Source organism: Aeromonas sp. 2692-1 (assembly GCF_013085505.1).
Classification (GTDB): domain Bacteria; phylum Pseudomonadota; class Gammaproteobacteria; order Enterobacterales; family Aeromonadaceae; genus Aeromonas; species Aeromonas hydrophila.
In genome coordinates this window covers 3,468,931-3,483,391 of the sequence record NZ_CP038513.1, presented here as the reverse complement: position 1 = coordinate 3,483,391, position 14,461 = coordinate 3,468,931, and the positions used below count along the sequence as shown (strand labels likewise).

Here is a 14,461-nt window from a genome sequence, read left to right as displayed (position 1 = left end):
CCTATGTAAATATGGGCGGCATTAGAGTATGAGCTTAAAACAACTGCTTGAAATGGATGTGAACAGGGACGGAGGCAACACAGTGAGCGCACAGGTGCTAGTTATGCAGGAGAAGTTCGTGGAAAAAGTCTGGCTGAAGCGTTATCCAGAAGGGGTGCCCGCCGAGATCAATCCAGACCAATACAGCTCCCTGGTCGAGATGTTTGAAGAGTCGGTGAACGAATTCGCCGACCAGCCTGCCTTCGTCAACATGGGGCAGACCATTACCTACCGTCGCCTCGAAGAGCAGTCCCGCGCCTTTGCCGCCTACCTGCAAAACGAGCTCAAGCTCAGCCAGGGTGACAGGGTCGCCGTGATGATGCCCAACCTGCTGCAGTACCCCATCGCGGTGTTCGGCATCCTGCGTGCCGGCATGATAGTGGTCAACGTCAACCCGCTCTACACCCCGCGCGAGCTGGAACATCAGCTCAAGGACTCCGGTGCCAAGGCCATCGTCATCGTTTCCAACTTTGCCCATACCCTGGAAAAAGTGGTGTACGACACCCCGGTCAAACACGTGATCCTGACCCGCATGGGGGACAACCTGGGCCTGGCCAAGGGCACCCTGGTCAACTTCGTGGTGAAATATGTCAAGAAGCTGGTGCCCAAATACAATCTGCCCCATGCCAGCACCATGCGCCAGGCGCTGGCCAAGGGCCGCTATCTGCAGTACATCAAGCCCGAGATCAACAACGACGATCTGGCCTTCCTGCAGTACACCGGCGGCACCACCGGCCTCTCCAAGGGGGCCATGCTGACCCACCGCAACATGATTGCCAACGTGGAGCAGTGCCTCGGCGTCTATGGCCCCATGCTGGAACGGGGCAAGGAGTTTGTGGTCACCGCACTGCCGCTCTACCACGTGTTTGCATTGACCGTGAACTGCCTGCTGTTCATGCGCATCGGCGGTTACAACCTGCTCATCAGCAACCCGCGCGACATCCCGGGCTTTGTCAAAGAGATCAGAAAGTATCCCTTTACCTGCATCACCGGGGTCAACACCCTGTTCAATGCGCTGGTCAACAATGGCGAGTTCCAGTCGATGGACTTCTCCCGGCTGAAGCTGACCATAGGTGGTGGCATGGCGGTGCAGCGGGCGGTGGCCGAACAGTGGAAAGGGCTGACCGATACGCCGCTGCTGGAAGGCTACGGCCTGACCGAGTGTTCGCCGCTGGTGAGTGTCTGCCCCTATGATCTGCTCGACTACAACGGCTCCATCGGCCTGCCGGTCTGCTCCACCGACATCCGGCTGGTGGATGATGCAGGTCAGGTGATCCACGAGCTTGGCAAACCCGGCGAGATGCAGGTGCGTGGCCCGCAGGTGATGAGCGGCTACTGGCAGCGGCCGGAAGCCACCGCCGAGGTGATGCAGGATGGCTGGCTCTGTACCGGCGACATCGCGGTGTGCGACGAGCAGGGCTTCTTCAAGATCGTCGATCGCAAGAAGGACATGATCCTGGTCTCCGGCTTCAACGTCTATCCGAACGAAATTGAAGACGTGGTGGCGCTGCACCCGAAAGTGCTGGAGGTGGCCGCCGTCGGCGTGCCGCACAAGGTCTCCGGCGAGCTGGTGAAGATCTTCGTGGTCAAGAAAGATGCAAAGCTGCAGGAAGACGAGATTATTGCTCACTGCCGCAAACATCTGACTGCCTATAAGGTGCCGAAACTGGTAGAATTTCGTGACGAACTTCCCAAGACCAATGTGGGCAAGATCCTGCGCCGCGTGCTGCGCGACGAGGAGATTGCCAAGCAGTAACCGGCGTGGCGCTGCCAAGCAGCATGCCGTCGTTATGCAAAACCGTGGGTCAGCCCACGGTTTTTTCTTTTGGCCCTGATCAACGCGCAGGCACAGATGCACTATCAACTCATTTCACAGCAAGCCGAACTGGATCAGTATCTCGCCTCCCTGGCCGACGTTCCCCTGGCCATCGATACTGAATTCGTTCGCACCCGCACCTACTATCCCCAGCTGGGCCTGTTCCAGATCTATGACGGTGAGCATCTGGCACTGCTGGATCCGCTGACCCTGGATCTCTCCTCCCTCTGGCAACGGCTCGGCCGGGCAGGGCAGATCGCCATCTTGCACGCCTCCGGTGAAGATCTGGAGCTTATCCAGCATCAGGCGGGCCATCTGCCCAACCAGATGCACGACACCCAGCTGGCCGCCGCCTTCCTGGGTTACGGGGTATCGGTCGGTTTTGGCGCCCTGGTCAACGAGTTTCTCGCGGTGGAGCTGGAAAAGGATCAGGCCCGCACCGACTGGCTGGCACGCCCGCTTACACCTCGCCAGCTCGAGTACGCGGCGGCCGACGTGTTTTATCTGCTGCCGCTCTACGAGAAAGTGATGGCCAAGCTGCATGAAAGCGGCAAGTTCGCCTGGTTCGAGCAGGAGTGCCAGAACCACTCCGCCCGCAAGACCCAGACCAGCGATCCCCGCCAGGCCTATCTCGACATCGTCAATGCCTGGCAACTGGGGCGTCGTGAGCTGGCGATCCTGCGTGAGCTGGCCGCCTGGCGTCAGCAGGAGGCGGTGCGCCGTGATCTGGCCCTCAACTTCGTGGTCAAAGAGCTGCACCTGTTCAAGGTGGCGGAGCGCAGACCCACCTCCTTGCGCGATCTGAACGAGCTAGGGCTGGCCCCCATCGAGATCAAGATCCACGGCAAGCGGATGCTCGACATCGTGGCCGCGGCCCAGCAGAGCGATCCCGACAGCTGGCCCGAGCCCATTCGCCGGCTGGTGGACTACCCCCAGTACAAGGCCGAGCTCAAGCGCATCAAAGGGATGGTGGAAGAGAAGGCCAAGGCCAGCAACATTCCGCCCGAGCTGGTGGCCAGCAAGAAGATCATTCACCAGTACTTCACCTGGAGCTGGCGCATGAGCGACGAAGAGCGCGCCCGGGCCGACAAGCCGATGCTGCTGCAGGGCTGGCGCCATGAACTGGTTGGCCACTTGCTGGCACAGTGATCACAAAACAGAAAAAGGGGGCCCTCGGGGCCCCTTTTTTTTGCTGGTGTTACTGCAGCGGATAGCGGTAGCGAGCCAGGATTTGCCCGTACTCCGGGCTCTGCAGCAGGGCCCGGATCGCCTCATCAAGCCGTTGCAACTGCTGCGGCGTGGTGGTGCGACGACTCAGCATCAGGTGGACCGGGGTCTGCTGGATGTCGAGCAGGGTGGTCAGCTGATCGAGGGGGATCCCGGCCAGATTGAGCTGCTGCAATCCCATGGGGTCCATGACAACCCCCTGGATCCGGCCAGCCAGCAGCAGCTTGATCAGCGGTTCCATTTTGAGCCTTACCAGCAGTCGCTGCTGCATCTGGGGTGACTGCATGAAGGTGCGAAAATCGGTGCCGTAATCAAAATCACGCAGCAGGCCGATGGTGAAGTCCGGCCGGGAGAGCAAGTCGGAGAGCTGGGTTATCTCCTGCCAGCGCCCCTTGTCTTGACGGCGGATGAGCAGCACTGTCTCTTCATTGCGATAGGGCAGGGTAAAGCGGGCATACAGGTCGCGCTCGGCGGTCTGGTTGGCGGACATGGTCAGTTGGATGGTGCCGAACTCCAGCTCGCGCAGCACGCGGGCCCAGGGCATCTCGCTGTAGTTGGCGTGAAACCCAGCCCGGTTGAAGATGGCTTCCAGCAGGTCGATATCCAGCCCCTGCAGTTGCTGCTGTTCGTCACGAAAGCTGAACGGGTGCCAGCTTGACCAGCCTACCAGCAGCGACTCTTGCGCCCAGGCGGAGCAGCACAAACACCATAACAACAAGACTCTGTACACGGAGATGTCCCTGTTCAGCGTGGTTGTTGTTGATTATTGAATAGAAATGTCGGGCTGACCAGCCCGTAGGAGAGGATGCACGGACGTGCATCCCTCAGAGTTCGTGGGCGTGGAATCCCTTGCGATAGCGGGCTTCGCAGCGCGGGCAACGTTGCAGGGTCGGGTCCTGTTCCAGCTGTTCGATGGCCAGCGGCTCCTCGCAGTCGGAACAGAGGCCATAGAGGCCCAGATCCATCTGACAGAGGGCGGCATCGATGCGTTTGAGGCGAGCCACGCTCTGCTCCACCTTGGGCAGGTCGAGGCGGCTGGTCAGATCAACCAGTTGATCCCGCTCGCAGTGATCCACCTTTTCTGCCCACTCGTCACGCCGACAGGCTTTGAGCTGACCGATCAGCTCTTCTCTTACTTGCGCCCAGTCAGTCAGCAGGCGATCACGCCACACGGCCAACTGAGCTTGCGTCATTTCACACACACTAGCCCCCAACAGACGAATTACGAATCTGGGGCAGTATAGGGAAGCGACAGGATTATCAAGATGATATGCGTCAAGTAAAGGACGGTTAGATCACAGTTTTCGACGCCTGCAGCAAGGCATCCCGGATGGGATGGGTCTCCTTGAGTACCCGGATTTCCCCAAACAGCCGATCCGCCTCGGGATACTCCCGCTTGAGATAGCTGAACCACTGCTTGATCCGGCTCGGGTAGTAGTCCGCCTTCTCGCTCGCCAAGTCCTGCTCGGTGTAGCTCACCATCAGCTGCAGTACCTCGGCCCAGCTCATATGGGCGCAGCCGGTTTTCATCACGTTGGCCAGATTGGGCAGGGAGATGGCGCCGCGGCCCACCATCAGGGTATCGCAGCCGGAGACCTGGGCGCAGGCGAGGGCATCCGCATGATCCCAGATCTCGCCGTTGGCGGTGACGGGAATGGGCAGGGCACGGCGAATGGCATCCACATACTCCCAGTGGGCCGGCGCCTTGTAGCCTTCGCGCTTGGTGCGGGCGTGCACGGCCAGCTCGTTGGCGCCGCCTTGATGCACTGCCTGGGCGTTCTCCAGATAGAGCTCTTTGTCATCGTAGCCGAGGCGGATCTTGGCGCTCACCGGCAGATGGGCAGGCACCGCTTCGCGCACCGCCTTGACGATGCGATAGATGGTCTCAGGCTCTTTGAGCAGCACGGCGCCCCCCTTGCTCTTGTTGACCGTGGGGGCGGGGCAGCCGAAGTTGAGATCGACGCCGGGGGAGCCGAGTTCGATGGCCCGCAGCGCGTTTTCGGCCAGCCATTCGGGGTGCTGGCCCAGCAGTTGTACCCGCACCGGGGTACCGGCCCGGGTCTTGCCGTCCTGTTTGAGCTCGGGGCAGAGGCGATGGAACACCTTGGCCGGCAGCAGCTGATCGACCACCCGGATGAATTCGCTGACGCAGAGGTCGTAATCGTTGACGGAGGTGAGCACCTCCCGCATCAAGTGATCCAGCACCCCCTGCATGGGGGCCAAAATAACGCGCATAACCGGTTCCGAAGGGCAAACAGAGAAAAAAGAGCGCAGATTGTAGTGGTAACGGGGCAGGTTGTCAGCCGTCATGCCACGGGAATGGGCGGGTTCAGGCCATTACTGGCGCGCAAACCCCGCAATCCGGGCCATCAGTTGCCATGATAATGGGAATCGTTGTCAACATGGGGGCGGATCCTGTTAGGATGACGAAAGGGCATGGTAAGAGGGGTTGTGATGAAACGTTGGTGTTTGATGGGGTTGGGCTGGCTGGCATTCGTGACCGGCATCATCGGCATCGTGCTGCCCCTGTTGCCGACCACGCCCTTCATGCTGCTGGCGGCGGCCCTGTTTGCCCGCTCGTCACCCCGTTTTCACCGCTGGCTGCTGGCCCATCCCTGGTTCGGGCCGCCCATTGCCGACTGGCAGCAGTATCGCGGCATTCGCCGCCATGCGCGGCGGCGCGCCATCCTCTTCATTCTGCTCTCCTTCTCGATGTCGCTGGCGGTGGTCCCCCTGCTGTGGGTCAGGCTGCTGCTCATTGCCATAATGGTGATCCTGCTCACCTGGTTAATGCGTCTGCCGGTGCTGGAGCCAGTTGCAATGGAGAAGTGAAGTCCCTAAGCTATTGCGGCAATAATGCTATGGAGTCGGCCTGTCATTTTTGCGTGACGGGCCTTTTTATTTCCCGCTGGCGGGAAGCTGAGAGAAACGACCATCTGCGTCGAAAAACAAACGGTCAAACCATGAATCCGGAAACCCTGAAATTTATCGAAGCGAGCATCAAGACCATTCCCGACTATCCGAAGCCGGGCATCCTGTTTCGCGACATCACCAGCCTGATCGAGAATGCCGACGCCTTCAAGGCCACCATCGATCTGCTGGCCAATCACTATCGTGATCAAGGGATCACCAAGATTGTCGGTACCGAAGCGCGCGGCTTCATCTTCGGCGCGCCGGTAGCCTACGCCATGGGTCTGGGCTTCGTGCCGGTTCGCAAGCCGGGCAAGCTGCCCCGCGCCGTCATCGAAGAGTCCTATGCCCTTGAATACGGCACCGACACCCTGCAACTGCACACCGACGCCATCGTGCCCGGTGACAAGGTGCTGGTCGTGGACGATCTGCTGGCCACTGGCGGCACCGTCGATGCCACCGTCAAGCTCATTCGCCGTGCCGGCGGTGAAGTGGTTGATGCCGCCTTCATCATCTCCCTGCCGTCCCTCGGTGGTGATGCCCGCCTGACTGCCGCCGGCGTCAAGGTGGTTTCTCTGGTCGAACTGCCGGGCGAATAAGCCCTCAGTCTCACCAAGCAGGCAGGTCTCGTCAGCCTTGCCTGCGTCCAGACCGGTGCCCGTACGGGCATCGGTTTGAAATTCAAGCGATCCCTCCCGCCCTGGCCGATAGCCGATACAGCCCGCCCCGCATTTGTGTTAGCATCCAGCCTCAATGCCTTGTCATCCCTGCATCGAGATCTATGAGCTATCAGGTTCTGGCGCGTAAATGGCGCCCCCATACGTTTGAACAAGTGGTAGGCCAGCACCATGTGCTGACCGCCTTGACCAACGCCCTGGATCAGGGACGGCTGCATCACGCCTATCTGCTGAGCGGCACCCGCGGGGTCGGCAAGACCACCATCGCCCGCATCCTGGCCAAGAGCCTCAACTGCGAGCAGGGGATCAGCAGCCACCCGTGCGGGGTGTGCGACACTTGCCGCGAGATCGATCAGGGCAACTTCGTCGATCTGCTGGAGATCGATGCGGCGTCGCGCACCAAGGTGGAAGACACCCGCGAACTGCTCGACAACGTGCAGTACCGGCCGGCCCGTGGCCGCTTCAAGGTCTATCTCATCGATGAAGTGCACATGTTGTCGCGCCACAGCTTCAACGCGCTGCTGAAAACCCTGGAAGAGCCGCCCCCCTATGTGAAGTTCCTGCTGGCCACCACGGATCCGCAGAAGCTGCCGATCACCATCCTCTCGCGCTGCCTGCAGTTTCATCTGAAGAGTCTGGATCAGACCCAGATCGCCAAGCAGCTCGAATGGGTGCTGGATCAGGAGGGGCAACCCTTTGAACCGCGCGCCCTGCTGGCGCTGGCCAAGGCGGCTGACGGCAGCATGCGCGATGCCCTGAGCCTGACCGATCAGGCGCTGGCTCACGGCAATGGCAGCGTGCGCCTCGACAGCGTGCTGGCCATGCTGGGTACGCTCGATCATCGCCATCTGCACCAGCTGCTGGAGGCGGTGCTGCGCCAGGATGCGCCGGCCACCATGGCCAAGATCACCGAAATCGCCACCTTGGGACCCGACTTTGATCAGCTGCACGCCGAGCTGGAAGGGCTGCTCCATCGCATCGCCATGGCCCAGCTGTTACCGGCCAGCGTGCAGGAGCAGGGGGCGGACGCCGATGCCCTGCTGCAGCTGGCCCAGGCCATGAGCCCGGAAGAGGTGCAGCTCTGCTATCAAATCGTGCTGGGCGGCCGTAAAGACTTGCCCTGGGCCCCCGATGGCCGCACCGCGCTGGAGATGACTTGCCTGCGGATGCTGGCCTTCTCGCCCCGGCGTGAAGTACTGCACCCCGCCAGCCTGACGGCGCTGCCCCCTGCCATGGGAGGGTTGGCGACAGAGGCGAGAAGTGGCGCAGCGGCGCCGGGAAAGTCCCAGGGGGCTGAGCCGGCCCCGGCTGCCAGCGCAGCGCCACTGGCTCCGTCAGCGGTTGCATCCGCCGTGCCTGCAGCGACCATGGCCCCTGTAGTGATGGTTGAGCCAGCAGCTGTCGAGCCTGCTTTGGAGAGACAGGATAACGGCGCCGAGCTGGATCCGCTGTTTGCCGAGCAGGATGAGTTGCTGCGCGAGGCTGAGCAGATGGGTTACGAGGCGGTGACGTTGCCGGCCGCGTCCGGCGACCTGCCGGCTGAGGCGTCTGTAGCTCCCCCTTCAGTGCCTGTCATGGCCGAGTCCGAGCCCGAATCAATCCCGCAGGCCGAGGTTGTGGCCGACACAGATACCGTCCCCTCGACGGTCTCCAGCATGCAAAGCCTGCTTGGCAAGCGCAATCTGCTGCGCAGTCGCCTGCGTAGCGAACCGTCTGCGGCTACCAGCGCTGCGCGCACAGCGCCCGCCAAACCGGTGGCTGCCGCCAGACCGGCAACGGTGATGCAACCAGCCGCCGCCACGCCAGCCCCGGCTTGTGAACCGCAACCGGCGCGGGTTGATGGGCAAGGGCAGGCGTCTGCCCGGCCAGCCCTGCAGACGGGGTATGACGACTTGCCGCCGCTCGATGCCTATGAAGAGAGCGGCAGCGACTACGAAGAGTATTTGAGCCAAGGTTTCAGCGATGCGTTTGCCAGTGCCCCTCTGCCGGAGCGGGCTGCCCAGGCGGTGCCACCGGCGCCTCTCCCCGCGGCCGTGACACGTCCTCAGTCAGACGATCTGCCGCCCTGGGATCTGGACGGCAGTGCACCTCGGCAGGCTAGCGCTGCGCCTGTTGCGGCCCCCGTGACGGCCTCTCGCGAGGTCGTTGTCAGCGAGCCGGTGCCTGCTGTCTCGGTGATGGAAACCATCGACTGGGACGAGCTGGAGGGTGACAGCCAGCCGCAAGCGGGAGAAGTGGCGGCCAGATTGATCCCGTCCTCCCTGCTGAACAGCTGTGGCGATCCCTGGGCTGAGCTGATTGCTCGCACCGGCGTCGGTGGTCGGCTGCGTCAGCTGGCCATCAACTCGGTCATGAGCCAGCAGGGGGACAAGGTACTGTTGACCCTCAAACCGGAGCAGCGCCATCTGATCAGCGACAGGGCACGGGCCGATCTGGCCGAGATCATCGGCCCCGAGCTGGGGCAACCGGTGCAGGTGGAGGTCACGCTGGGCAACGTGCCTGAGCAGGAAACGCCGCTGGAGATAGAACATCGCCTCTATCTCGGGGTGCGTGAGCAGGTCACCCGGGATCTGGAGCAGGATCCCAACGTGCAATTTTTGCAGCAGCGATTCGGCGCCGTGCTTCACCACGACAGCATAGAGCCACTGAGTCGCTGACAAACACCATGCCGGGCCTGGTGCCCGGTTGAAAAATGGTTTGGCTGTCCCCACTTAGGACGGGTAAACCCACGGCCCGGCGCTGGATGCCGGATTTCAAGACGAGAGACGACATATGTTTGGTAAAGGTGGAATGGGGAACCTGATGAAACAGGCCCAACAGATGCAAGAGCGCATGCAGAAGATGCAAGAGCAGCTTGCCCAGATGGAAGTGGTTGGTGAAGCCGGCGCTGGCATGGTCAAGGTCACCATGGCCGGTAGCCACAGCGTGCGCCGCATCGAGATCGACCCGAGCCTGATGGAAGATGACAAAGAGATGCTGGAAGATCTGGTGGCCGCAGCCGTCAACGATGCCGTGCGTCGCGTGGAAGAGCAGAACAAGAGCAAGATGGGCGAACTGACCGGCGGCATGCAATTGCCCCCCGGCTTCAAGTTGCCGTTCTAAGCTCGGCCTGGCAGGGCGCGCCGCACCGCGTTTTTTGCGCACGATGGCGTGACCAGATGACACCGCGGATACAGAGATGTATCCGCGGTGTTTTTTTATCCGGTTTGCAAGGCGATAGCCGGTCTTGTTTGGTTGCCTGAAGGCGTACAACTGCGCAGTGCTAACCAAGCCATGTGGGAGCAACTATCAAGGGTGGCAGCGTCCCTTCACCCAATAGATGGCTCGGGCATCCTTGTCTACCCTGGGGTGGCCTGTCGCCAGTAGCCGGTAAGGCAGCCCTGCCAGCAACTCGGCCAGTTGAAACTGCGGATCATCCTGGTTGATGAGCAGGCTGGTATAGACGGGGTCCTGGCAGGTCAAAATAGCATTGAGGCGGGTCTTGTCGACATTGGTTATTTGCCAGTTGCCATATACCGAGAATAATCCGCGTTCGGTTTCACCAAATTGCCAGCCAGCAATATTGGCGCGTTGTGCTATCGGTATTTTAAACAAGAAATGTTGGGTGTCATCTTTCATATTCTTGGCGGCATCAATGGCGGGGTAGGCCAGAATAAATGTCAGCATGAACATAATACCGGCAGCGCTGGCCAGCAAGGTCGCGCCATGTATTTCACGCCAGCGCCACAACTGTTCTACTGCGAATATAAGAAATATGGCCGCAAATACATGCCGCCAACCCAGCGTACTGATGACCCTGAGCACCTTGTCGGGTATTTCCAGCGGCAACAGCGGCAGATAAAAGGGGGCCGTCAGCAGCGCCAGTGCAAACAGGAACATGAACAAGGTCCAGCCACGACCATAACCATTGAGCCAGCGAGGCCAGCAGACGCTCAGTTGCCCGATCATCAGGGCAAAGACCGGCATCAGTGGAAAGAGGTAGAGAGTCCGCTTGGTGGAAGCAATGCTGAGCAGCAGCAGGGTGCCCAGCGCCCAGCTCAGCAGAAACAGGCGGGAGGTGCTCCACTGCTTTTGCCTCAGGGTCTGCCAGCACCAGAGCAGCACCAGGGGCAGCCAGGGCAGGGTGTATTCGGCCAGCCCGCCAAGGTAAAAGAAGTATTCACCGGGCTTGATGTGACCGAGTTCGGTCGAGCTGCCCGTCAACCTGCCCACCTGATTTTGCCAGAACCACTGCTGCCAGAGCGACTCCCCCTCAGGATGCTGCCACAGGGCCAGCAGCCAGCCGGCGATAGGGGTGATAAACAGAAGGGTCATGCCGAGGTGCTGTATCACGAAGCGGCCTCCCTCCTGGCGTGCAAGATGGCGTTTGAGTGCCGGCAGAAACAGCGCCAGCCAGCCGAAGAAGAGGGTGATGGGGCCGATGGGGCCCTTGACCAGAAAGCAGAGGGAGAGCCCAAGCCCTGCACACCAGAGCATGTGCTGGCGATCCGCCAGATACCATTCGGCAAATGCCCACATGGTGAAGGCGACGAAAAAGGCGAGGCTGGTATCGACCCGGATCCAGTGGCTGTTCATGATGAAGCCTTCCATGGTTCCCAGAGCGACCACCGACCAGAGGGCGGCAGTGCTGGAGCCCAGTACCCGTCTGGCCAACAGGCCGGTGAACAGCAGGGTTGCCATGGCCCACAGCGCCCCTACCAGACGCAGCGCCACCGTGACGCCGAGGTTGTCGTGCAGCAGGGCAAGAAAGGGAATGGTGAGGATGTAATAAAGGGGCGGTTTTTCGATGAAGCTGCTGCCGCCCAGCGTCGGGATGGCCAGTTCACGGCTGGTGAACATCTCCCAGGCGATGGCTGCCTCGCGAGGCTCGTCAGGGGTCCACAGCTGGTGCCCAAACTGGCCCATCAGGGGGATGGCCAGCACCATCAGCAATAATCCGTACAGATGCGTATTAGGGGTTGTATTAGTGGGTTGCATGAGGTCCTCTCGGCAGGCAAGGCTGCGTTTTGACAACGAACGGTCTGACACCCGTGGTTTGAGAATGGGTCATGGTAATATCCATATTGATAAAGGCTCACCACACTAAAATGTCGATGTTCAATCTAGTATCACATATTCTTATGGATGCTAATGAACAAGTTGTTACCAAATATTACTTAAGACGTTTACCTTTATTGTGGTGAGACATTGTGTCTTGTTTCACCATTCGTCAATAAATACCTCGATGGCTTCATTTACACTTCTGATTTGGTCATCACTGAAGTGCTTGGCGAACCCTTAATAAATATGTTGACCATATATTGAGATTCCTGAACGTTGTTATGCTTTTATTTTTGCATATCAGTTTTCTGGAGCTCGATATATGCGACTTCCTGATGGAAGGTGCACCAGGTATCGAGGCAATGGCGAAGGTAGGCAGAGCAGATGCATTGTGTTGGGATCTTCGCTTGACTGGATACGTCAACAGCAAGTGAGGTGATAGCGTCTTTTGGGTGTGCTCATTCTGCAGCCAGATCACCGCCAGCTGATCCACGTTGACCGAGACGATGAGGAGAATGCCGGCGACGAAGGTCGAGATAAAGCGCTTCGAGTTGCCGAGAGTACTTTGGTGGTTGCCCCTATCCGGACAAGTTGCCAGCCAATACGCTCGAATCGAGGAGTGCGTAGCGCCAGCGGCAGACCCAGAATAACTGGGGCAACGGCCCGGCTGGCGGGATGATTTTGTCGCTGCAGTGCAACTTGTCGCAACAAATGGCGTGAAGGAAGTGGTTTTGCGTGCAATCGACCGTTGGACTGGCCTGTTGCCTTGTTGCAGACAAACCCAACATCAACGACAAAAATCATATAAAACATTAACTTGGATTTAAGATTTTCGCTTTCGAAGACGCTTATGTCGTTTCATCATTACTATTTATGGATCAGTTATAAAACCTTTGTTCATTTGACTACTTTTCGCGTTTCTCATTGCAGAGTAAGATGCCACTTCAATAAAAATAAGAATTAGGAGTTCGGGTGTGAAGGCATTAGTAAAAGAAAGGGTATCGCCCTATATAAGCCAGTTATATGAGTGCGGTATTAATGATTCTGACATTAAGTTGGTGGTGGATCAGTTCCGCTCCGACGTGTCGGGCAGCTCGTCGCTGTTCCTGTTGCGCGATGATGACAAGAGCGACGGCATCAAGCTCTTCGCGAGCGGCTTGACCGAGGCCCAGCAGCAGTTCTACGTCCAGCACCATCGCCAGGATGTGTGGTTCAATCACTATCTGGACAAGGGCTGCCAGGGGATCGTCAGCGCCAACACGCTGTCCAACTCGGCGGGTCTGCTGGCCAGCTTCGGCGCCCAGTTCGCGGCCGGTGGTGTCTGCCGGGTGAAGGGGCGGGGACTTAGCAGCCTGTGTACTTATCGGGCGGCCACCCAGGATGATTTCAGTGCCCAGGAAATTTCTTCCCTTGGCGAAGTTTATTCTGGTCTTGCGGCCTGGAGCCAACATTATTGGAACCTGCTGGCCCTGGAAACCCAGAACTATCAGCTGCAACAGCTGGTGAAAAACCACAATAAACCCAGCGCCATCGTGGATGACAAAGGGCATATTCATTATTCCAACGTGGCCTTCAATCGTATTGCTGACGAAAACGTGGAGTTGCGGGCAGGCAATGGTATTTTCTCGCTGCAAAATAAGGAGCAACAGCGCCAGTTCAAAGAGATATTGAATGGCTTTGCCTATCTGCTGCCCGGTGCCAGCGCTTATATGTCCATTCCCCGTCAGCCCAATCTGCGGCCGTTGCTGATCCAGTGCACCCTGATGAGCGGTCTCAACCGCTTCGAGCGGTATGTGGAAGTGGTACTGCGGGATCCCGAACACTCCTTCAACCCCGACATCGAAGCGCTGGCCAGTCTCTATCCGCTCACCATCGGCGAGAAAGAGTTGCTGGTGCTGATGAGCAAGGGCTACAGCAGCAACGACATCGCCGAGCTGCGCGGTGTCAAGGTGGAAACTGTGCGCTCGACACTGAAAGGGGTCTTCAAGAAGACCGATTGTCACAGCCAGAACGAGCTCTTGCTGTTGCTGCAATCCATCTCCTGATCCATGCAAGCTATGCTTGGAGTGAGCTGGACATAGTGCCCGGCTCGCGCCTCCCGGCCGGGAGGCCGGTTGGGGGAATGCAGGATGGAATCACTCAAGGCAAAGGATTATATGCAGACTCGGCCCATCACCTTCAGCGCAGAGATGATGGTGCAGGCGGCGGTGGAAAAATTTCTCAACAGCCGCCAGCTTGGCGGCCCCGTGGTGGATGGGCGGGGCCATCTGGTGGGCTGGGTCTCCGAGCAGGACTGCATCGCCGTCATGTTGAAAGAGGCCTATCACTGCGAACAGGTGGCCCAGGTACGGGACGTGATGCGCAAGGAGGTACTGGCCGTCGGCCCCGATACCAGCATCCTGGAGCTGGCCGAGATGATGATGGGGCAAAAACCCAAGATTTACCCGGTGGTGGAGGAGGGACATCTGCTCGGGGTCATCAGCCGCCACGACGTGATGCAGGCCATCCACGCCCAGCTGGGAGCCTGCTTCGTGCGCAAGGCGCGGGCCTGAACTCGGCTGATGGGGGTACTGTTGTCATCCCAAGAGCAGGCATCTGGCCTGCTCTTTCTTATGGTGATGGGGAGTGCCGCCTACCCGGATAACGCCTCTTTCATCGCCCTCGCGGCCGCTTTAAGGCTTGCACCCTCCGGCCTCGCTCTTTAGGATCTCTCCCAGCTATCGATATGGCCCTCTTGCCGGGCACTCTTTTA

Annotated in this window: 12 protein-coding genes; 8 read left to right on the top strand and 4 right to left on the bottom strand. The window is 59.5% G+C overall.

Features of this window, described 5'->3' with window-relative positions; all coding sequences use genetic code 11:
- The first annotated feature begins 118 nt into the window (after positions 1-118).
- Both fadD and rnd read left to right on the top strand, forming a co-directional pair.
- Positions 119-1,795: a long-chain-fatty-acid--CoA ligase FadD gene (gene fadD, locus E5E97_RS16430; protein ID WP_118882270.1), complete on the top strand. Its 1,677-nt coding sequence runs from the start codon at positions 119-121 to the stop codon at positions 1,793-1,795.
- Positions 1,796-1,891: 96 nt separating this feature from the next.
- Positions 1,892-3,004 (top strand): ribonuclease D, encoded by a 1,113-nt coding sequence (rnd, locus tag E5E97_RS16425; protein ID WP_171280573.1) that lies wholly within the window; start codon positions 1,892-1,894, stop codon positions 3,002-3,004.
- A 49-nt stretch (positions 3,005-3,053) separates the two neighbouring features.
- Here rnd and E5E97_RS16420 read toward each other — a convergent pair whose 3' ends face one another.
- The 3 genes from E5E97_RS16420 to dusC form a co-directional block, all read right to left on the bottom strand.
- A complete protein-coding gene (locus E5E97_RS16420; RefSeq protein ID WP_011706063.1) occupies positions 3,054-3,812 on the bottom strand; it encodes an ABC transporter substrate-binding protein in 759 nt (252 codons plus the stop codon).
- Positions 3,813-3,906: 94 nt separating this feature from the next.
- The gene (locus tag E5E97_RS16415; protein ID WP_011706064.1) at positions 3,907-4,275 is read right to left on the bottom strand and encodes an RNA polymerase-binding protein DksA; all 369 of its coding nucleotides are present in this window, start codon (positions 4,273-4,275) and stop codon (positions 3,907-3,909) included.
- Between the two features lie 97 nt (positions 4,276-4,372).
- Complete coding sequence (dusC, locus tag E5E97_RS16410; RefSeq protein WP_118881204.1) at positions 4,373-5,317, bottom strand: tRNA dihydrouridine(16) synthase DusC; 945 nt, start codon at positions 5,315-5,317, stop codon at positions 4,373-4,375.
- 219 nt (positions 5,318-5,536) lie between these two features.
- On the opposite strand from dusC, the gene E5E97_RS16405 reads away from it, so the two are divergent.
- The 4 genes from E5E97_RS16405 to E5E97_RS16390 all read left to right on the top strand — a co-directional run bounded on the left by E5E97_RS16405 (position 5,537) and on the right by E5E97_RS16390 (position 9,771).
- On the top strand, positions 5,537-5,914 hold the full coding sequence (locus tag E5E97_RS16405; protein ID WP_118881205.1) for a YbaN family protein: 378 nt from the start codon (positions 5,537-5,539) through the stop codon (positions 5,912-5,914).
- Positions 5,915-6,045: 131 nt separating this feature from the next.
- Positions 6,046-6,591 (top strand): adenine phosphoribosyltransferase, encoded by a 546-nt coding sequence (gene apt / locus E5E97_RS16400; RefSeq protein WP_016350746.1) that lies wholly within the window; start codon positions 6,046-6,048, stop codon positions 6,589-6,591.
- A gap of 182 nt (positions 6,592-6,773) precedes the next feature.
- Positions 6,774-9,326: a DNA polymerase III subunit gamma/tau gene (gene dnaX, locus E5E97_RS16395; protein WP_118881206.1), complete on the top strand. Its 2,553-nt coding sequence runs from the start codon at positions 6,774-6,776 to the stop codon at positions 9,324-9,326.
- Positions 9,327-9,441: 115 nt separating this feature from the next.
- The gene (locus tag E5E97_RS16390) at positions 9,442-9,771 is read left to right on the top strand and encodes a YbaB/EbfC family nucleoid-associated protein (protein ID WP_017408384.1); all 330 of its coding nucleotides are present in this window, start codon (positions 9,442-9,444) and stop codon (positions 9,769-9,771) included.
- 186 nt (positions 9,772-9,957) lie between these two features.
- Here the strand turns inward: E5E97_RS16390 and E5E97_RS16385 are convergent, their stop codons facing one another.
- On the bottom strand, positions 9,958-11,646 hold the full coding sequence (locus tag E5E97_RS16385; RefSeq protein ID WP_118881207.1) for a glycosyltransferase family 39 protein: 1,689 nt from the start codon (positions 11,644-11,646) through the stop codon (positions 9,958-9,960).
- Positions 11,647-12,683: 1,037 nt separating this feature from the next.
- On the opposite strand from E5E97_RS16385, the gene E5E97_RS16380 reads away from it, so the two are divergent.
- Both E5E97_RS16380 and E5E97_RS16375 read left to right on the top strand, forming a co-directional pair.
- Positions 12,684-13,754, top strand: coding sequence for a transcriptional regulator (locus E5E97_RS16380; protein ID WP_011706072.1), 1,071 nt, complete (start codon positions 12,684-12,686; stop codon positions 13,752-13,754).
- Positions 13,755-13,838: 84 nt separating this feature from the next.
- Complete coding sequence (locus tag E5E97_RS16375) at positions 13,839-14,261, top strand: CBS domain-containing protein (protein WP_016350742.1); 423 nt, start codon at positions 13,839-13,841, stop codon at positions 14,259-14,261.
- Positions 14,262-14,461 lie beyond the last annotated feature (200 nt).